The following is an 18,047-nucleotide window of genomic DNA, read 5'->3' on the forward strand; positions in this document are numbered from 1 at the left end:
GTACGATCTTTGTCGATAGATTTAGGCGTTCGTCGAGCGACCGCAAGCGCGACTTGCACGTGCCCTTTGCGGCGCTATGGTTCGCAGCGTATTTTCCGGGAGATAGAATAGATGCGTTCCTTGAAGCTGGCAGTCCTGGCGCCGCTCGCCTTCCTCGCTTTCCCCGCCCAGGCATTGGAGGAGGCCCCTGTCGGCCCGCAGCCCAATGTGACGGTCGCGGATCTGGTCAACGAGGTCGAGATTCCCTTTGAGCGTTTCACGCTCGACAATGGCCTCAGGGTCATCGTGCATGAAGATCACAAGGCACCGGTGGTGGCCGTTTCCATCTGGTACCATGTCGGGTCGCGACACGAGCCGGAGGGGCAGACCGGCTTTGCGCATCTGTTCGAGCATCTGATGTTCAACGGTTCGGAAAACGCGCCCGGCGATTTCTTCGAACCGTTGCGCGAAATCGGCGCAACCGATTTCAACGGCACGACCTGGTATGACCGCACCAATTATTTCCAGACCGTGCCGACCCAGGGCCTTGAACTCGCGCTCTATCTCGAATCGGATCGTATGGGGCATCTGCTGGGTGCGGTGACGCAGGAAAAGCTCGATAACCAGCGCGGCGTTGTCCAGAATGAAAAGCGGCAGGGCGACAACCAGCCCTATGGCCTGGTCGACTATGCGCAGATCGAGGCGCTGTTCGGCGAAGATCATCCCTATGGCCATTCGACGATCGGATCGATGGCCGATCTGGATGCAGCTAGTATGGAGGATGTCCAGGCCTGGTTCGGTCGGCATTATGGCCCGAATAACGCCGTTCTGGTGCTGGCCGGAGATATCGATATGGCGACAGCCCGTGAGATGGTTGAACGCTATTTCGGCGATATCGCGCGCGGCCCGGAAACCGAACAGGTCGACCCTGGCATCCCGACGCTCTCCGAGCGGCGCGAGATCGTCATGCAGGACAATGTCGCGACGACGCGGCTTTACAGGACCTGGGTCGTGCCCGGTCTGAACGACCCGGCGACCAGCGACCTCGATGTCGCGGCGAGCGTCTTTGGCGGTTTGGCCAGTTCGCGGCTCGACAATGTGCTCGTGCGCGATGAGCAGACAGCAGTCTCCGTAACGACTTTCCTGCAGGAATTTGAGTATGTCAGCCTGTTCGAAGTGCAGGTCAATGTCGCGCCGACGGCCGATGCCGATGCCGTGTCCGCCCGTCTGGACGAATTGATTGCGGACTATATCGCCAATGGCCCGACCCAGGACGAGGTGAACCGGGTCGCGATGAGTGAGGTTTCCGGGCGGATTGCCGGGCTTGAGCAGGTTGGCGGGTTTACCGGCAAAGCCGCAGTTCTTGCCACCGGCGAGCTGTATTCGAACGATCCCTCCTATTACCGGACCCGGCTCGAGCGACTGGGCGCGGTGACGCCGGACAGTGCGCGCGCGGCGATGCAGCAATGGTTGACCCGGCCGGTTCTGGCGATGCGCGTCGATCCCGGCGAACGCGGTGCTTATGAGGAGGCGTCTTCCGTTGGTGGCGAGCGCACGGGCGGCCTGAACAGCCCGGCCTTCTATTTGCAGCCTGGCGAGGAAACTGCTGAACCGTCCCCGGCGGCGGCAAGCGCCAGTCTGGGCACCCGTACCGTGCCCCGTCCAGAAGTCGGCGAGATCGACGATCTCGATTTCCCGGAAGTGGAGCGGGCGACTCTGTCGAACGGGGTCGAAGTGCACTTTGTGCGGCGGACTGCCGTGCCGACGCTGTTGACGCGGCTGAGTTTCGACGCGGGTAACGCGGCTGATCGCGCTGATCAGCTCGGCACTCAGGCTCTCATGCTGTCGCTGATGTCGGAAGGCACGACCACGCTCAATTCCGTGCAGATCGCCGAGGCGCAGGAAAGGCTCGGCGCAGCGATGAGCGCGAGTGCCAGCCTGGACAGGACCTCGCTGGGGATTTTTGCGCTGGCGGCCAATTACGAGCCGTCGCTCGATCTTTTGCAGGATGTTGTGCGCAATCCCGCTTTCGCGCCTTCGGAGATTGAGCGGATCCGCGCGGCGCAGCTCTCGACGATTACGACAGAGCGGACAACGCCTGCCAGCATGGCGAGCCTCAACCTCTGGCCGGCGCTTTTCGGCGAGCAGCACCCCTATGGCAGGCCGACCAGCGGTCTTGGCACGCCGGATTCTGTGGCCGCCATCACGCGTCAGGACCTGGTCGATTTCCACCGGAGCTGGATCAGACCCGACAAGCTGACGATCATGGTTGTGGGCGATGCCACACTGGCCGAAGTTGTTGCGGCGCTTGAGCCTCGGTTCGGGGACTGGACCGTAGAAGGCGAAGCCGGGACGAAAGCGATGGAGGCTGCGATTCCCGCCGCCAATCCGCGCATCATCCTTGTCGATCGTCCCAATTCCCCACAATCCTTCATCTATGGCGGGCAGGTGCTCGATCTGGTCGGAACGGACGAACTGTTGCCGTTACTGACGGTGAATGAGGCGCTGGGGGGAAGCTTCCTGTCGCGCCTCAACATGGAATTACGCGAAACGCGCGGCTGGTCCTATGGCGTCCGCGGATCGGTAAACCGGTTCGCCGGGCCGGTCAGCTATACGATCGCCGCGCCGGTCCAGGCGGACCGCACGGGCGACTCCATAGCAGCCATGCTGGAACAGATCGATGCGTTCCTCACGAGCGACGGCATGCGCCCCGAAGAGTTCAGCCGCGCCATCTCTGGTAGCATTCGCAGCCTGGCCGGACGCTTTGAAACTTCGAGCGGGGTGATCGGCGGCATGTCCAACAATCTCCTCTACGGGCGGTCGGACGATTATTATGATGACATCGCAGCTATGTATCGCTCGTTCGGCAGGGAGCAGCTTGACGCTACGGCGCGTTCAGCCATCGATCCTTCGGCGTTCACCTGGGTTGTCGTGGGAGATGCCGGCCAGGTCCGGGAACAGCTTGACGCACTGGGTCTGCCTGTGGAAACAGTCGCAAGCGAATAACTGACATCACTGTAAGGAAGGAATTGTTATGACGGATGTAAGCGGAACCTGGGATGCAGTCGTGAACTCGCCAATGGGTGAGCAGAAATCGACAATGACGTTGAGCCAGGATGGCGACACGGTAACGGGTACCAATGCCGGCGCGACCGGTTCGGCCGAAGTGCAGGACGGCAAGGTCGACGGCAACACGCTGACCTGGAAAATGGACATCACCGTTCCGATGCCGATGACGCTGGAAGGCACGGCAACTGTCGAAGGTGACACGATGGCCGGCAACATCAAGGCCGGCGCCTTCGGTGAAATGCCGTTTACGGCGAAGAAAACCGGCTAATCGCCGATGGCTTGTTCGCAGCTTAGAACAGCTGCGTGACATGCCCCATTTTACGGCCCGGGCGCGCTTCCCCCTTGTTATAGAGGTGGAGGTGCGCCCGGTCTTTTTTCAGCCAGCGAGGCCAGTCATTGGCGGCGGCTCCGATCAGGTTTTGCATTTCCACGCGGGGCGCTGTCAGCGCTGTATCGCCGAGCGGCAGGCCGCATACGGCGCGGATATGGTTTTCGAATTGTGATGTTACCGCGCCCTCGATCGTCCAATGGCCGCTATTGTGCACGCGCGGGGCCATCTCGTTGAATACGGGGCCATCGGCGCTGGCGAAGAATTCCAGCGTGAGCACACCGACATAGCCGAGCGCCTCGGCGACGGTGCTGGCGAGCTTTCCGGCGGCTGCCTTTTGCTCGGCGATGATTCCCGTTCCCGGAGCGATGGACTGTGCCAATATGCCATCCACATGGTGATTGTCGGGCGCGTCCCAGATCCGGATCGAGCCGTCTAGGGCGCGGGCCAGCAGGATCGAAAATTCCTTGTCGAAATTCATGAAGGATTCGAGAACCGAGGGCTGTTCGCCAATCTCCGCCCAAGCGGCGGCGGGATCGGAATCCGCCGTGAGCCTCACCTGGCCCTTGCCGTCATATCCGAAACGCCGGGTCTTGAGGATCGAAGGCGTCCCGAGATCGTCCAGCGCCGCTCTCAGCTCATCGAGCGACGAAACGCTGCGATATCCGGCGGGAGTTCCGCCATGGCTTACGATATAGTCCTTTTCCGAAAGGCGGTCCTGCGCAAGTTCAAGCGCTTCGGCATTGGGGCGGAGCGATACCTGGCCGGCAAGAGCATGCAGGCCCGCAGCGGGGATATTCTCGAACTCATAAGTGACGATATCGGCGCTCTCGGCAAACTCCCTTAGCGCGGCTGTATCGGCATAGTCGCCGCGCACATGCCGGGCGGCAACATCCGCAGCGCACGGAGCTTCGTCCGGCGCATAGATATGGCAGGCATAGCCGAGCTGCGCCGCAGCGACGCTCAGCATCCGGCCGAGCTGGCCGCCGCCGATTATGCCTATGGTCGAACCGGGGGGCAGCGGCTCCGAAGTGACTGTCATGCTGCCGGGTCTTCGCCGACAGCGTCCGTCTGCGCCTGACGCCAGGCGTCCAGCCGTTCAGCCACCGCATCATCGTGGTTCGCAATAATTGCCGCAGCGAGAAGCGCTGCATTTTTGGCACCGGCAATGCCAATGGCCAGTGTGCCTACCGGTACGCCGCCCGGCATCTGGGCAATCGAAAGCAGGCTGTCCATACCGCTGAGCGCCTTGGATTCCACCGGTACGCCGAGCACCGGCACCCTCGTCATTGAGGCAACCATGCCGGGAAGGTGAGCTGCGCCGCCGGCACCGGCGATAATCGTTTTGAGGTCGCGATCGACGGCGGATTTTGCATAGGAAAAGAGCCGGTCGGGCGTGCGATGGGCCGATACCACCTTGCATTCATGCGCGATGCCAAGTTCGGCCAGAATATCGGATGCGTGGCGCATGGTCTCCCAGTCGGAGCGGCTGCCCATGATGATGCCGATAAGCGGGGTGTCGGTCATGCTTCGTCCTGCGCGTTACGCCCCTGTTCAGGGCTCGGGGAAGCGATTTCTTCTAGGGCGAAGCCGTGCCGCGCGCAATGGCGCGGATGAGCCTGGCGCTTAACGTTCGGAGAGATAATAGCGTTCATTGGCCCTCAGATCTTCAGCCAGATCGTAAACGATCGGCTGGCCGGTAGGGATCTCAAGGCTGGTAATTTCATCGTCGGGAATTTGGGAAAGGTGCTTGACGAGTGCACGCAGCGAGTTGCCATGGGCCGAAATCAGCACGCGCTTTCCTTCGCGCAGGGCTGGCACGATGCGCGCTTCCCAATAAGGGAGCACGCGTTCGATCGTGTCTTTCAGGCTTTCGCTTTTCGGCACGGTAACCCCGGCATAGCGGCGATCTGCACTCAGATCATATTGGCTGCCATCATCCATCGGCGGTGGCGGGGTATCGAAGCTGCGGCGCCAGATATGGACCTGCTCGTCGCCATGCTTGTCCCGGGTTTCCTGTTTGTTGAGTCCGGTCAGCCCGCCATAATGGCGCTCGTTCAGTTGCCAGTTCTTCTCGACCGGCAACCAGAGCCGGTCCATGGCTCCGAGCGCTAGATTGAGTGTGCGGATGGCGCGGGTCTGGACGCTGGTGAAGCACAGATCATGATCGACGCCCTTTTCGCGCATCAGTTCGCCCGCGGCCCGCGCTTCGGCAACGCCTTTGTCGGTCAGATCGACATCCCACCAGCCGGTGAAGCGGTTTTCAAGATTCCATTGGGACTGTCCGTGCCGGATAAGGACGAGTTGAGGCATGGGTCTAATACTCCTGTAGCGCTTGGCGCTTTCCTTAACGCGCTCGCGGCGCGATACAATGGGGCCAGCAGGAAACTCAACGGGGGAAACAGGCAGTGGCGATTGAACGCAATGAGATCATCTATGACGGCCCGGGCGGGCCTTTCGAAGGATTGGCCGTGCGCGATACGGACTGGGACGATCCGCGCCCGGGGGTGATGCTGGTGCCCAATGTGCTGGGCCCGAAGGAAATGGATTTCGCCAATGCCGAGCGGCTGGCGGAACTGGGCTATGCGGCGTTCGTCGCCGATGTCTACGGACAGGGCAATCGCGCGACCCGCGCAGATGACGATCCCGCCCGTTTCATGAATGCGCTTAATGCCGACCGGGAGATGCTGAGAGACCGGCTGCTTGCGTCCCTCGCGACCCTCAAAACCCTTGACGGGATAGACCCGGCAAAAACGGCGGCCACCGGCTATTGCTTTGGCGGAAAATGCGTTCTCGATCTTGCGCGGTGCGGGGCCGACATTTCAGGCGTCGTCAGCTTTCACGGCGTCTATGATCCGCCGCCTTTTCCCAATGTTACGGTAATGACGGCGAAAATCCTCGTCTGCCACGGCTGGGGCGATCCCCTGGCACCGCCAGAGGTAACGGTGGCGCTGGCGCAGGAATTGACCGCGGGCGGTGCCGACTGGCAAATCCACGCCTATGGCCATACCGGGCACGGGTTTACCGATATCAGCGCCACCATGCCCGAACGCGGCATCGCCCATCAGCCCGATGCCGACCGGCGAAGCTGGCGGGCCATGCAAGATTTTCTGGGAGAGCTTTTTGCCTAAGCGGGAATCTCATCGATCATGTCGAGCAGAGCAGAGAGGCAGGCGCGGCCAAGCAGCGCGCTGCGCACTGGTGACCAGCCAAAATCGGCATCGGGCAGCTCGTGATTGTCCTTGAACGGCATTTCCAGCGTCATCGCGACGCAGCCATAGCGTTCGGCGACCTGATTGGTGGACATGGAGAGGTTCCCCTTGCGCGGTTTCGCGATCGGATAGCCGAGCTTGGTCTGGAAATCCGGTGACGCTTTGAGGAGCGCTGCCAGATAGGTGTCGTAAAGCTTACCCTGGCGCTCGGTCCAGCTTGGAATGCCTTCGAATCCCGCGATGAAATTGGCGGGAATGGCTTCATCGCCATGCACGTCCATCGCGAAATCGACGCCTGTCTTGTCCATATGGTTGCGAACCCACAGCACTTCCGGGCTCTTTTCGGGTGTCGGGGCATGCCATTCGCGGTTGAGGTTGGTGCCGACCGCGTTGGTGCGCAGATGTCCCCGTTTCGATCCGTCAGGGCACATATTGGGCACGATGTGGAACGTCGCCTTTTGGCGCAGCACCCGCGCGACGGGATCGGACAGGTCGGTCAGCCGGTCCAGCATCCCTTCCATCCACCATTCGGCCATGGTTTCGCCCGGATGCTGGCGGGCATAGAGCCATACCGACAGCTCGCCCTCGCCGATCTTGAAATAGTCGAGTTCCTGTCCGTCGAGCGTCTGGCCCAGCGATGCGTGGAACACGCCTTCGCGGCCCGCAATCTCGCTAACGAGATCATGATGCTGTTCCATCGTATAGGGCGCGAAATAGGCGAACCAGACGCTGTTCGTATCCGGTGTGTGGCGGATGGTGAGGGTGCCGTCGGCATAGCTGGTTTCTGCCTGGTGCCACTCCTCCCGGTCGGTCGATACGCGGGCCTCATAATCGACCCATCCCTGCGGATAGGCGCTGTCCCCGGCATTGGTGATGTTGAGAACAAGTTTTTTGCCTGCACAGCCCGTCACGCGAAAATAGAACCATTGGTAGAAATCGGATTGATGATCCTTGACGATTTCTAGCTGGGCTTCGCTGCCTGAGGTTGAGAGGAGCCGGATGTTGCCGCCGTCAAAGGCGCTTGAGATGCTGATTGTCATTCGACGGTGATAGTGCGCCCCGACTCGCCTGGGAAGTCCTGAAACAGGGCAGCGGCAAGGCGTTGAACGATCTCTGCAGGGCTTTCAGCGCCTGGCTGAGTAACGCGCGTTGCAGTGCCCTCCCAGATCACCGTCCCTTCGGAGCGTCGCTTGAGCGCCACCGAGAGTTCAGTGACGATCACTTCACCGCCACGCGATCCGCCGATGCCAAAACTCGTTCCCAGGCCGATGCCCGTGCGGCGACCGAATGTGCCTCCGCCGATGCCGATGCTGAAGGGTGAGCGCCTGGCGACTTCCTCACGCGTACCGCGGTCGACATTGATAACCGCGATCATCTCGGCGTCTTCCAGCGCTGTCTGCGTAAAGCCGATGCCCGCGAGCTGATCCGCGACAATATTCGCATATTGCCGAAATTCGAGGCTGTTTTCCTGTCCGGGATCTGCCGGCTCCATATTGATTGCCTGAGCCGGGATGGTCTGACCAAGATGGAAGCGCGTGACTTCGGTGCCGCGCTGGTTTGGCGTTGCGCAAGCCGCAATCAGGGCAAGCGCCGCCATGGCAGAACTGCGTGTAAGCATCTTTTTCATAAAGGCTCTCCATATCGCGACCCACCGCGCTATAGGACAAACAACGATTGTGACACGAAAAGGCTGCATAGGGGAGTCAGGAATGACAGATAAACCGGCAATTCTGGTAACCGGAGGCGCGGGATATATCGGCAGCCATGCGGTTTTGGCCCTGCTCGATGCGGGCTGGCCCGTCGTGGTTATCGACAATCTGGTCACAGGCTTCCGCTGGGCGGTTCCCGATGGCGCGACCTTTGTGGAAGGGGATATCGCCGACGTCGAGCTTGTGGGCAGTATCATAACCGATCACTCGATCCGCGCGATCATGCATTTCGCCGGATCCGTGGTTGTGCCCGAATCGGTCGAGAACCCGCTGAAATATTATGACAATAACACGGCCAGGAGCCGTAGCCTGATCGAAACGGCGGTTGCGCAGGGTGTGCCGCACTTCATCTTTTCCTCGACCGCCGCGACCTATGGCATTCCCGAAACGAGCCCGGTTACCGAATCCATGCCGACCGATCCGATCAATCCCTATGGCCGGTCGAAGCTGATGACCGAATGGATGCTGCGCGATACGGCCGCTGCGCATCCGGTCAATTATTGCGCGCTGCGCTATTTCAATGTGGCCGGCGCGGATCCCGAGGGCCGTTCCGGCCAGTCGACAGTCGGGGCAACCCATCTGATCAAGGTCGCCGTGGAGGCTGCGCTCGGCAAGCGTGACGCCGTGGCGGTTTTCGGCACCGACTATGACACGCCCGATGGAACCGGCGTACGCGACTATATCCATGTAACCGACCTTGCCGCCGCGCATCTCGACGCCCTCGAAAAACTGATCGCCGAGCCCGGGAATAGCCATATTCTCAATTGCGGCTATGGCACGGGATTCTCGGTGCTCGATGTCCTGGACAGCGTCGACCGGGTGGCGGGTGTCACCATCGAACGGTCTCTCGAGCCGCGCCGTGCTGGCGATCCCGATGCTTTGATAGCCGACAACAGCGCGATTCTGGCAACCTTGCCCTGGCGGCCACGCCATGCCGATCTCGACGGCATCGTTGCCGACGCGCTGGCCTGGGAAAAGAAGCTTGGCGAGCGCGGCTAGCGGGTCGGTCTTATCGTCGTAACGGCCAGCCCGTCGCTGTCTTCGCCGGCATCGTATCGCCGTGAGACCTCGCCGCGCACCATATTGACCGCGGCGATCTGGTTGCGGCCGGTTTCCGCTACATAGAGGGTCTCGCCATCGTCCGAGAAGAGGATGGTGACTTGCGCCGCTTCAGCGCTTCCCGATACCGGTATCGTGCGGGTTACAGTGCGGCCTGCCGCATCGATCAGCGTCAGGCTGCCATCGGCATAGTTTGACGTGACGACGGTTTCTCCGTCCGGACTTATCGCGACGCGGATCGGGAAATTGCCGACCGGGATTTCGGCGAGCGTTTCAAAGCTCCGGGCATCGATCGCATAGAGTAGGGCATTGTCCCGATCCGCGATCCACAGCGTCGATCCGTCCTGCGAAAGCGCCAGGCCTTCCGGCGTATCGCCGACGTCCAGGTCGGTTATCTTTTCACCGGCGACAAGATCGATCACGCTGACCGTGCCGCTTCCCATATTCGCCACATAGGCCCGGTCGAAAAACGCACTTACCGTAACCATGTGCGATCCCTGCTGGCCGGTCGCGATTTGCGATACCGAGCGGTCGGTCAGGTTTACAATCGTCAAGCTGTTGCTGCCCTCTGTTGTCGCGATCAACCGGTTGTCCGGCAGCCACAGCAATCCATGCGGCCGGCGGTTGGGGGTAAGGTCGATCCGATCCACACGGCTTGCGCTGGCAATGTCGATGATATCGATTGTCGTGCCGCCATAGGCGACCACGGCCGCTTGCTGGCCATCGGGCGAAATGGCTATTTCATGAGGCTGGTGGCCAGTGTTCAGTCGGGCATATTCGCGGCCTGTTTCAAGGTCGATGAGGCTGACCGTGTCCTCCCCCTTGTTGCCGGTGATCAGAACGTCACCGACGATCGGCATGCGGCTGCCCTGTTCGGCGCCATTCGCTGCCGGGCTGCAGGCTGTCAGAAGCAGGATAAGGGGAATGAACAATTTCATGGTGTGGGGCCCTAGCTTTGGATGAACCAGCGAGCGCTGCCTTCAAGGCCGAGCGCAGTCAGAGTGTTGCTGAAATAGGCGCCGGTGTCGATGCCGATCCGGTTATGCCGGCTTTCCGGCTGCGGAGAGATGGAATGGCCATGGACGACAATCGCGCCATGGTCCGATTCGCTGTCCAGAAATTCGGAGCGGATCCAGAGCAGATCCTTTGGCTTTTGATCGGCGACGGCGATGCCCGGCCGGATGCCCGCATGCGCAAAAATATAATCGCCCCGCTGAAGGAGGGTCGGACGATCATGGAGCCAGTCTCTGTGCTTGTCGGGGACAAGCGTTCGCGCGGCTTCGGAAATATCTGCGCTATCCCCTGCCGCCAGCAAATCGGGCGGCACGCCATAGCTGAGCAGTGTTTCCCGGCCGCCATAGCCAAGCCAGCTGTCCATCCATTCGGTCTGTCCCTCAAGGACGGCAAGCAATGAGGCTTCATGATTGCCGAGCAGTGCGTCCATGGTGGCAAAGCCGCCTGACCAGCTTCGGGCATGATCGATAACTTTGGCCGAATCGGGGCCGCGGTCGATCAGGTCGCCGAGCAGGATGATGGCCGTGCTGGCGCTGCCCCGCTTTGCATTGTCGGCCTCGATTTTCTCGAGCAGCGCCTCGAACAGATCGAACCGGCCATGAATATCGCCTATCGCATACAGCCGGTCGCCTTTGGGCAGGCTGTGGGGCGACGGACTGCGAAACGGCGATTTCAACCGGAACTCCATGGGTTTGAATACGCGGCGATGCTTGACTTTGGCGCTGCGCGACCATAGGTGCACGCTTCGTTTCCGACAACTGAGATAGCAAAAAGGCCGGGCAGCGCCATGAAAGTCCGTAATTCACTGAAATCGCTCAAGGGCCGTCATCGCGACAACCGCGTGATTCGTCGCCGTGGCCGTACCTATGTGATCAACAAGACCAACCGCAGGTTCAAAGCGCGCCAGGGCTAATGGCTGTTCGCGCTGCCGTCTTCGACGTTGGCAATGTACTGTATCGCTGGGATCCGCGCTTTCTTTTCGAAAAGCTGATCCCCGACCCGCAAGAGCGGGACTGGTTTCTCCAAAATGTCGTTACGATGGACTGGCATGCACAGCATGATGCCGGTCGTCCGCTTGCGGCGATGGTGGCCGAACGCAGCGCAAAATTCCCCAAATATGCAGGCCTCATTCAGGCCTATGTCGATCGCTGGCTGGAAACGATACCGGGGCCGGTTCCCGGTGTGCATCCGCTGGTGGCAGAGCTGGCGCGGCGCGATATACCGCTGTTTGCCATCACCAATTTCGGCGCTGAATTCTGGGAGCTGTTCCGCCCCGAGGCTCCGGTTATCGGGCATTTCGCTGACATCGTGATTTCCGGCCGTGAAAAGCTGATCAAGCCCGATCCGGCAATTTACCGGCTGGCGCTCGAGCGTTTCTCGCTGGAGCCCGGCGAGGCTCTGTTCATCGATGACCGGGAAGAAAATATCCGCGCCGGCGAGAAAGAGGGCTTTGTCGGCCATCATTTCACCGATGCCGATCGGTTGGCGGAGGCCCTGCGCGGCCATGGATTTCTGGCCTGACCGCCTAGCCGTCGCGCTCGATTTCAGCTTCCGTATGGCGTTTCAGTTCGTCGCCGGCCAGCCGGACGATATGAAGCACATTGGTGGATCCGGGCGTCCCGAACGGCACGCCGGCCATCACGATAACCCGGTCTCCACCCTTCGCAATCTGGGCGCGCAGGGCCATGCGTTTCGATTTGTCGACCATCTGCTCGAAATTGTTGACGTCACGCGTGTGGACCGAATGCGCTCCCCATAACAGGCCCAGCCTGCGGGCGGTCTTGAGCTTCGGTGTGAGGACGAGCAACGGCACAGACGGGCGTTCACGCGAAACCCGACGGGCCGTCGATCCGGATGTCGTGAAACAGATGATCGCATGGGCATTCACAGTCTGGGCGATGCCGTTCGAGGCCTCTGCCAGCGCATCGGCGCTGGTGGAATCGGGAAGCGTTTCGGTGAAATGGACCCGCGCCCAATGGCTGGGGTCGGCTTCCACCGCCGTCGCGATCTTGTCCATCATTGCGACCGATTCTTTCGGCCAGTCACCGGCAGCGCTTTCGGCGGAGAGCATGATGGCGTCGGCCCCGTCATACACGGCGGTGGCGACGTCGGAGACTTCCGCCCGGGTTGGCGTGGGTGAGCGGATCATCGATTCGAGCATCTGCGTGGCAACCACAACCGGCCGCCCGAGCATGCGGGCTTTTTCGATTATCTGCTTCTGGAGCGGGGGAACGTCTTCGGGTGGAATTTCCACGCCAAGATCGCCGCGCGCCACCATCACGGCATCCACGGCTTCGAGAATTTCGTCGATCCGTTTGACCGCCGAAGGCTTTTCTATCTTGGCGAGCAGGGCTGCACGGCCCTGTATCAGTTTCCTCGCCTCCGCCGCATCTTCCGGTTTCTGGACGAAGGATAATGCGATCCAGTCTACCCCCTGATCGAGTGCAAAGGTGAGGTCTGCACGGTCCTTGTCAGTCATCGCCGCCATTGGAATGACGACGTCTGGGACGTTGAGGCCCTTGTTGTTGGAGAGCGGCCCGCCGACTTCCACGGTCGTTTCGATCGCCGCCGATCCGGCCTTGGTCACGCGCAGCACGATTTTGCCGTCGTCGAGCAGCAATCGCGCGCCCTTCTCAATCGCCTGGAAGATTTCGGGATGGGGCAGGGTAACGCGGCTCGCATCTCCGGGGCTGACATCGCTATCCAGCGTGAACGAACTGTCGGTTTTCAGCTGCACAAGGCCATCCGCAAACTCGCCTACCCGCAATTTCGGTCCCTGAAGGTCGGCAAGGATCGTCATCGGGCGGCGAATGTCTTTTTCCAGCGCCCGGATCGATGCGATCACCTGCTGATGGTTTTCATGGCTGCCATGGCTCATATTGATCCGGAAGGCGTCCGCGCCTGCAAGATAGAGCTTGCGGATCATCGCCGGATCGGCGCTCGAAGGCCCGAGCGTGGCAAGAATGCGGACCTTGCGCTGGCGCGGGGCAGTGTCTGAAATCACAACGCCTCCTGACTGGCTGGACTTATGGTTGCGGCTCTATAGCCTTATCATGACAGTGCAACTGCAACGGAGCCACTTTCGATGTCCGATTCCCCCATCATGCCCGAGATTGACGATGCGGTTGCGGCCGCCGCGTTTCGCCGCCTGGTTTCTCATCTGCGCCACCGGACGGATGCGCAGAATATCGATTTGATGGGTCTGTCCGGCTTCTGCCGCAACTGCCTGTCGGACTGGATTTCGGAGGCATCGGCGGACCAGGACATCAACCTGCCCAAAGAAGAGGCCCGTGCTGCCATATACGGCATGCCCTATGCCGAGTGGAAAGAAAGGTATCAGGAAGAGGCGACGCCCGAACAGTTGCAGCGGATGAAGGACAGCATCGCGAAGAACGCTTGAGGCTTTTCTCATGCTCGCCTAGAGCCTCGCGCTTTCCCTATTCCAGCAGAAAGACATCACCATGGCAGATGGCACGGTACAGGCAGACAGGCTCAGGCTTTTGATCGAGCGAATCGAACGGCTCGAGGAAGAAAAAAAGGCCATGGCTGACGATATCAAAGACGTTTACGCCGAGGCCAAGGCGGTCGGTTATGATCCCAAGATCATGCGCAAGGTCGTAAGCCTCAGAAAAATGGATACGAATGATCGGCGCGAGCAGGACGACCTGCTGGAAACCTACAAGGCTGCTCTCGGTATAGACTGAGGGTGAAATTGCCCGGCTGACCGACTTGGTTTACATTCAGGCCGCGACAGGGAGCCGGGCATGATCACCAAGACAGGGCCGCATATCGAATCGCCTTCGCTTGGCAGATGACCGTTGCGGTTCGCCTGGGCCGGGCCGATGACGCCGAACGCTGCCGGGCGATCTATGCGCCGTTCGTCGAAAACACCTGGATCAGTTTCGAGGAGGAAGTGCCGTCACTGCGCGAAATGGCGCGGCGGATCGAAGGCTATGGTTCTTCGCACGGCTGGGTGGTTGCCGAGCTGGACGGCGAGGTTGCCGGCTATGCCTATGGATCGCCGCACCGACTGCGCCATGCCTATCGCTTTGCCTGCGATGTCGCCATTTACGTGCCGGATGCGAATATCGGCCAGGGCATCGGCCGGGCTCTGTATGAGGGGCTGTTCCCGATACTGGCGGGTAACGAGGTCCATGCCGCCTTTGCCGGTATAGCGCTTCCCAATGATGCCAGCGAAGCTTTGCACAAGGCTGTCGGTTTCACCCCGGTCGGCATTTACCGCGAGGTGGGCTGGAAGTTTGGTGGATGGCGCGATGTCGCCTGGTGGCAGCGGCTGGTTTGACGTTGCGCGCGGCCCGCCTGCTAAGCTAAGGCCGCATCAGACCAACATTGACGGGAATAGCAAGACTTCATGGCAGGCCATAGTAAATTCGCAAATATCAAGCATCGCAAGGGCGCGCAGGACAAGAAGCGCTCGGCGCTGTTTTCCAAACTCAGCCGCGAGATCACGGTGGCGGCCAAGATGGGCACCCCCGATCCCGACATGAACCCGCGGTTGCGCCTTGCGGTCAACACGGCGCGTGGCCAGTCCATGCCCAAGGACAATATCCAGCGGGCGATCGACAAGGCGACTGGCGGCGATGCGGAAGATTATGAAGAAATCCGCTTCGAGGGCTTCGGGCCGGGCGGGGTCAGCCTGATCGTCGAAACGCTGACCGACAATCGCAACCGCACCGTTACCGATGTCCGCACTATCTTTTCCAAGAATGGCGGCAATATGGGCGAAAGCGGCTCGGTCGCGCACGGGTTCGAGCGGCTGGGTCTCGTCACCTACAAGGCCGATGCAGGCGATGAGGAAAAAGTGCTCGAAGCCGCCATGGAAGCCGGGGCGGAGGATATCGCCTCGGGCGATGACGGCCATGAAATCTGGACGGCCGCCGACGATCTCCACGCCGTTGCCGGCGCGCTCGAAAAATCCCTGGGCGAGCCCGAAGGCGCAAAGCTCGCGTGGCGGCCCAATGTCGAGGTGACGGTGAACGAGAAAGAAGCACAGACCCTCCTCAACCTGATCGATACGCTCGACGACAATGATGACGTACAGACCGTCTGGGGCAATTATGATGTGCCGGACGAGATCATGGAGAAGCTGTCCTGAAACTGATCGGCCTCGACCCGGGGCTGGGCTGCACCGGCTGGGGCGTCATCGCGGCGGAGGGCAACCGATTGTCGCATATCGCCAACGGCCAGATCAGGACGGACGCCAAGGCACCGATGGCTGAGCGGCTGGTTGTATTGGCGGAGGGTCTGCGCGCCGTCCTCGCTGAGCATAGGCCCGAGGATGCCGGGATCGAGGAAGTGTTCGTCAACAGTAATGCGCAATCGACATTGAAACTGGGGCAGGCGCGCGGCGCGCTGATGCTCGTGCTGGCCGATGCGGGCCTGCCGGTTGGCGAATATGCGGCGCGCTTTGTTAAAAAGGCGGTTGTCGGAACGGGCGGTGCGGACAAGGCGCAAATCCATGCGATGGTCTCCGTCCTGCTCCCCGGCTCAAAGATAGCGGGCGCCGATGCCGCCGATGCGCTCGCCGTTGCCATCACCCATGCCCATAACCGCGCCAGCGCCCGGGCCGTGGGGCAGGCAGCATGATCGCAAAACTCAAAGGGATATTGGAAAGCGCAGCCGCCGATCACGCGGTCATCGATGTGCAGGGCGTCGGCTATCTGGTTGCTGCGTCGTCGCGGACATTGGACGCGCTCGGCCCGGTTGGCGGCGATGTGACCATCCATACCGAGATGCTGGTCGGTGATGATTTTATCCGGCTGATCGGCTTTGCCAGCGCCAGCGAGCGCGACTGGTTCCGCCTGCTCGGCAGCGTGCAGGGCGTCGGCAGCAAGGTCGCGCTGGCGCTCCTCTCAACACTGGAGACGGCGGAGTTGCAAACCGCGATTGTGGCGAGCGATGCTGCTATGGTCGCGCGGGCGCCGGGCGTCGGGCCGAAACTGGCCTCGCGGATCGTCAATGAGTTGAAGGACAAGGTTGGCGGGATCGCGATTGCGGCTGGCGGTGTCGCACCGGTCGCTGGCGGGGCATCGTCGGATGCCGTCTCCGCATTGCTCAACCTCGGCTTCAAGCCCGCTGAAGCGAGTGCGGCGGTTGCGGCGGCGCAAGATGAGCTTGGGGCGGATGCCGGGCTTGATGCGCTGGTACGGACGGCGCTCAAAAAGGCAGTGAAGTGACCAGGGTTCGAAATGCAGAATGTCGTTGTGGACGCCTGAGCGCGCGATGCGAAGGCGATCCAATCCGCATATCGGTATGCCACTGTTTCGCTTGCCAGCAACGCAGCGGTTCACCTTTTGGCGCACAGGCGCGCTTTCTTGCCGACAAGGTCAAGGTTAAAGGAGAAAGCGCGGTTTGGGAGCGCACGACCGATGCCGGTAATACAGTTTCCTATCATTTTTGCCCGACCTGTGGGTCGACGGTCTGGTATCTCGGCGGACCCATACCCGATGCTATCGCTATTCCGGTAGGTTTGTTCGTCGAATCCGATTTCCCGGCCCCGCGTTTCTCCGTATGGGAGGCGCGCAAATATCCATGGGTCGAAATCGGCGGTGAGGTTGAGCATAGTGACTGACACCGACCGCCATATATCGCCCGAACGCAAACCCGAAGATGTCGATGCGGCGCTGCGCCCCAGGACGCTGGCCGAGTTTATCGGGCAGAAGGCGGCTTGCGATAATCTGCGGGTGTTTATCGAGGCCGCTAAGGGGCGCGAGGATGCGCTGGACCATGTCATGCTGTTCGGGCCTCCGGGGCTCGGCAAGACGACACTGGCGCAGATTGTGGCGCGCGAGCTTGGGGTGGGTTTTCGGGCGACCTCCGGGCCGGTGATCGCAAAGGCGGGCGATCTCGCGGCGCTGCTGACGAACCTCGAGGACGGCGATGTCCTGTTTATCGACGAGATTCACCGGCTCAATCCGGCCGTCGAGGAAATCCTCTATCCGGCGATGGAAGACCGGGCGCTAGATCTGATCATCGGCGAGGGGCCGTCGGCGCGATCCGTGCGGATCGACCTGCCGCAGTTTACGCTTGTCGGCGCGACGACACGGCAGGGGCTGATCACCACGCCGCTCAGGGATCGCTTCGGCATTCCGGTGCGGCTCACCTTCTACAGCGTCGAGGAACTTGAACTGGTCGTCAGCCGTGCTGCCGGCATGCTCGATCTTGGGATCACCGAGGACGGCGCGCGGGAGATTGCGGCCCGCGCGCGCGGCACACCGCGGATCGCGGGCCGTCTCCTGCGCCGCGTTCGCGATTTCGCCAATGTTGACGGGGTGAGCGAGGTTGATGCCAAGGCCGCCGATGCTGCGCTCAATCGGCTGGAGGTCGATGCGCTAGGTCTCGATATGATGGACCGGCGCTATCTGATGATGATCGCCGATATCTATAAAGGCGGCCCGGTGGGTGTGGAAACGCTCGCCGCGGGCCTGTCGGAACCTCGCGATACGATCGAGGAAGTCATCGAGCCCTATCTGATCCAGCTTGGTCTCGTCGCGCGCACGGCTCGCGGGCGCATGCTGAACAGCCGTGGCTGGAAGCATCTCGGGCTCAACCCGCCAAAGACCGCAGAAGACGGATTGTTCGATTAGCGCGCTCACCGGTTGCACCATCGCGACCATCTGAAAATCGCGGCTTCCCGCGCGACTCCGGCCCGGCTAA

Annotated in this window: 22 protein-coding genes; 14 read left to right on the plus strand and 8 right to left on the minus strand. The window is 61.2% G+C overall.

Going from position 1 to position 18,047, the window contains the following annotated elements; genetic code table 11:
• Positions 1-111 precede the first annotated feature (111 nt).
• On the plus strand, positions 112-2,985 hold the full coding sequence (locus DFR46_RS11390; protein WP_116236549.1) for a M16 family metallopeptidase: 2,874 nt from the start codon (positions 112-114) through the stop codon (positions 2,983-2,985).
• Positions 2,986-3,013: 28 nt separating this feature from the next.
• Complete coding sequence (locus tag DFR46_RS11395; RefSeq protein ID WP_116236550.1) at positions 3,014-3,316, plus strand: hypothetical protein; 303 nt, start codon at positions 3,014-3,016, stop codon at positions 3,314-3,316.
• A gap of 22 nt (positions 3,317-3,338) precedes the next feature.
• On the opposite strand, the gene DFR46_RS11400 is transcribed toward DFR46_RS11395, so the two are convergent.
• The 3 genes from DFR46_RS11400 to gpmA form a co-directional block, all read right to left on the minus strand.
• Positions 3,339-4,418 (minus strand): 5-(carboxyamino)imidazole ribonucleotide synthase, encoded by a 1,080-nt coding sequence (locus DFR46_RS11400; protein WP_116236551.1) that lies wholly within the window; start codon positions 4,416-4,418, stop codon positions 3,339-3,341.
• The gene (gene purE / locus DFR46_RS11405; protein WP_116236552.1) at positions 4,415-4,903 is read right to left on the minus strand and encodes a 5-(carboxyamino)imidazole ribonucleotide mutase; all 489 of its coding nucleotides are present in this window, start codon (positions 4,901-4,903) and stop codon (positions 4,415-4,417) included. The genes DFR46_RS11400 and purE overlap by 4 nt, the downstream gene beginning before the upstream one ends.
• 99 nt (positions 4,904-5,002) lie before the next feature.
• The gene (gene gpmA, locus DFR46_RS11410) at positions 5,003-5,689 is read right to left on the minus strand and encodes a 2,3-diphosphoglycerate-dependent phosphoglycerate mutase (protein WP_116236553.1); all 687 of its coding nucleotides are present in this window, start codon (positions 5,687-5,689) and stop codon (positions 5,003-5,005) included.
• A 95-nt stretch (positions 5,690-5,784) separates the two neighbouring features.
• Here gpmA and DFR46_RS11415 point away from each other — a divergent pair, with 95 nt between their 5' ends.
• Positions 5,785-6,507: a dienelactone hydrolase family protein gene (locus tag DFR46_RS11415; RefSeq protein ID WP_116236554.1), complete on the plus strand. Its 723-nt coding sequence runs from the start codon at positions 5,785-5,787 to the stop codon at positions 6,505-6,507.
• Here DFR46_RS11415 and DFR46_RS11420 read toward each other — a convergent pair.
• A complete protein-coding gene (locus DFR46_RS11420) occupies positions 6,504-7,628 on the minus strand; it encodes a M14 family metallopeptidase (RefSeq protein ID WP_116236555.1) in 1,125 nt (374 codons plus the stop codon). The two genes, DFR46_RS11415 and DFR46_RS11420, sit on opposite strands and share 4 nt — an antisense overlap.
• Positions 7,625-8,215: a DUF4136 domain-containing protein gene (locus DFR46_RS11425; protein ID WP_162843469.1), complete on the minus strand. Its 591-nt coding sequence runs from the start codon at positions 8,213-8,215 to the stop codon at positions 7,625-7,627. Before DFR46_RS11425 ends, DFR46_RS11420 begins: the two co-directional genes overlap by 4 nt.
• 82 nt (positions 8,216-8,297) lie before the next feature.
• Here DFR46_RS11425 and galE point away from each other — a divergent pair, with 82 nt between their 5' ends.
• Entirely contained in the window at positions 8,298-9,296 is a 999-nt protein-coding gene (gene galE, locus DFR46_RS11430) for a UDP-glucose 4-epimerase GalE (RefSeq protein WP_116236557.1), read from the plus strand.
• On the opposite strand, the gene DFR46_RS11435 is transcribed toward galE, so the two are convergent.
• Complete coding sequence (locus DFR46_RS11435; RefSeq protein WP_116236558.1) at positions 9,293-10,294, minus strand: YncE family protein; 1,002 nt, start codon at positions 10,292-10,294, stop codon at positions 9,293-9,295. The genes galE and DFR46_RS11435 overlap by 4 nt on opposite strands.
• Positions 10,295-10,305: 11 nt before the next feature.
• Complete coding sequence (locus DFR46_RS11440) at positions 10,306-11,112, minus strand: metallophosphoesterase family protein (protein ID WP_147297678.1); 807 nt, start codon at positions 11,110-11,112, stop codon at positions 10,306-10,308.
• A gap of 45 nt (positions 11,113-11,157) precedes the next feature.
• Here DFR46_RS11440 and ykgO point away from each other — a divergent pair, with 45 nt between their 5' ends.
• Both ykgO and DFR46_RS11450 read left to right on the plus strand, forming a co-directional pair.
• The gene (gene ykgO / locus DFR46_RS11445) at positions 11,158-11,283 is read left to right on the plus strand and encodes a type B 50S ribosomal protein L36 (RefSeq protein WP_116236560.1); all 126 of its coding nucleotides are present in this window, start codon (positions 11,158-11,160) and stop codon (positions 11,281-11,283) included.
• Positions 11,283-11,891 (plus strand): HAD family hydrolase, encoded by a 609-nt coding sequence (locus DFR46_RS11450; RefSeq protein ID WP_116236561.1) that lies wholly within the window; start codon positions 11,283-11,285, stop codon positions 11,889-11,891. Before ykgO ends, DFR46_RS11450 begins: the two co-directional genes overlap by 1 nt.
• 4 nt (positions 11,892-11,895) lie before the next feature.
• On the opposite strand, the gene pyk is transcribed toward DFR46_RS11450, so the two are convergent.
• Positions 11,896-13,374, minus strand: a complete 1,479-nt coding sequence (pyk, locus tag DFR46_RS11455) for a pyruvate kinase (protein ID WP_116236562.1) — start codon at positions 13,372-13,374, stop codon at positions 11,896-11,898.
• Between the two features lie 81 nt (positions 13,375-13,455).
• On the opposite strand from pyk, the gene DFR46_RS11460 reads away from it, so the two are divergent.
• From DFR46_RS11460 to ruvB, 8 genes are all read left to right on the plus strand, one after another.
• Positions 13,456-13,770 carry a DUF1244 domain-containing protein gene (locus DFR46_RS11460; RefSeq protein ID WP_116236563.1) on the plus strand — a complete coding sequence of 105 codons (315 nt, stop codon included), beginning with the start codon at positions 13,456-13,458 and terminating at the stop codon, positions 13,768-13,770.
• A gap of 61 nt (positions 13,771-13,831) precedes the next feature.
• Positions 13,832-14,074, plus strand: a complete 243-nt coding sequence (locus tag DFR46_RS11465; protein WP_116236564.1) for a DUF2312 domain-containing protein — start codon at positions 13,832-13,834, stop codon at positions 14,072-14,074.
• A gap of 107 nt (positions 14,075-14,181) precedes the next feature.
• Complete coding sequence (locus tag DFR46_RS11470; RefSeq protein ID WP_116236565.1) at positions 14,182-14,673, plus strand: GNAT family N-acetyltransferase; 492 nt, start codon at positions 14,182-14,184, stop codon at positions 14,671-14,673.
• 69 nt (positions 14,674-14,742) lie between these two features.
• A complete protein-coding gene (locus DFR46_RS11475) occupies positions 14,743-15,486 on the plus strand; it encodes a YebC/PmpR family DNA-binding transcriptional regulator (protein WP_116236566.1) in 744 nt (247 codons plus the stop codon).
• Positions 15,483-15,977, plus strand: a complete 495-nt coding sequence (gene ruvC, locus DFR46_RS11480) for a crossover junction endodeoxyribonuclease RuvC (protein ID WP_116236567.1) — start codon at positions 15,483-15,485, stop codon at positions 15,975-15,977. The genes DFR46_RS11475 and ruvC overlap by 4 nt, the downstream gene beginning before the upstream one ends.
• Positions 15,974-16,567 (plus strand): Holliday junction branch migration protein RuvA, encoded by a 594-nt coding sequence (ruvA, locus tag DFR46_RS11485; protein WP_116236568.1) that lies wholly within the window; start codon positions 15,974-15,976, stop codon positions 16,565-16,567. The genes ruvC and ruvA overlap by 4 nt, the downstream gene beginning before the upstream one ends.
• Positions 16,564-16,962: a GFA family protein gene (locus tag DFR46_RS11490; protein ID WP_116236569.1), complete on the plus strand. Its 399-nt coding sequence runs from the start codon at positions 16,564-16,566 to the stop codon at positions 16,960-16,962. The genes ruvA and DFR46_RS11490 overlap by 4 nt, the downstream gene beginning before the upstream one ends.
• Positions 16,955-17,977: a Holliday junction branch migration DNA helicase RuvB gene (gene ruvB / locus DFR46_RS11495; RefSeq protein ID WP_116236570.1), complete on the plus strand. Its 1,023-nt coding sequence runs from the start codon at positions 16,955-16,957 to the stop codon at positions 17,975-17,977. The genes DFR46_RS11490 and ruvB overlap by 8 nt, the downstream gene beginning before the upstream one ends.
• Positions 17,978-18,047: the final 70 nt, after the last annotated feature.

It is taken from the genome of Parasphingopyxis lamellibrachiae (genome assembly GCF_003385775.1).
Taxonomy (GTDB): domain Bacteria; phylum Pseudomonadota; class Alphaproteobacteria; order Sphingomonadales; family Sphingomonadaceae; genus Parasphingopyxis; species Parasphingopyxis lamellibrachiae.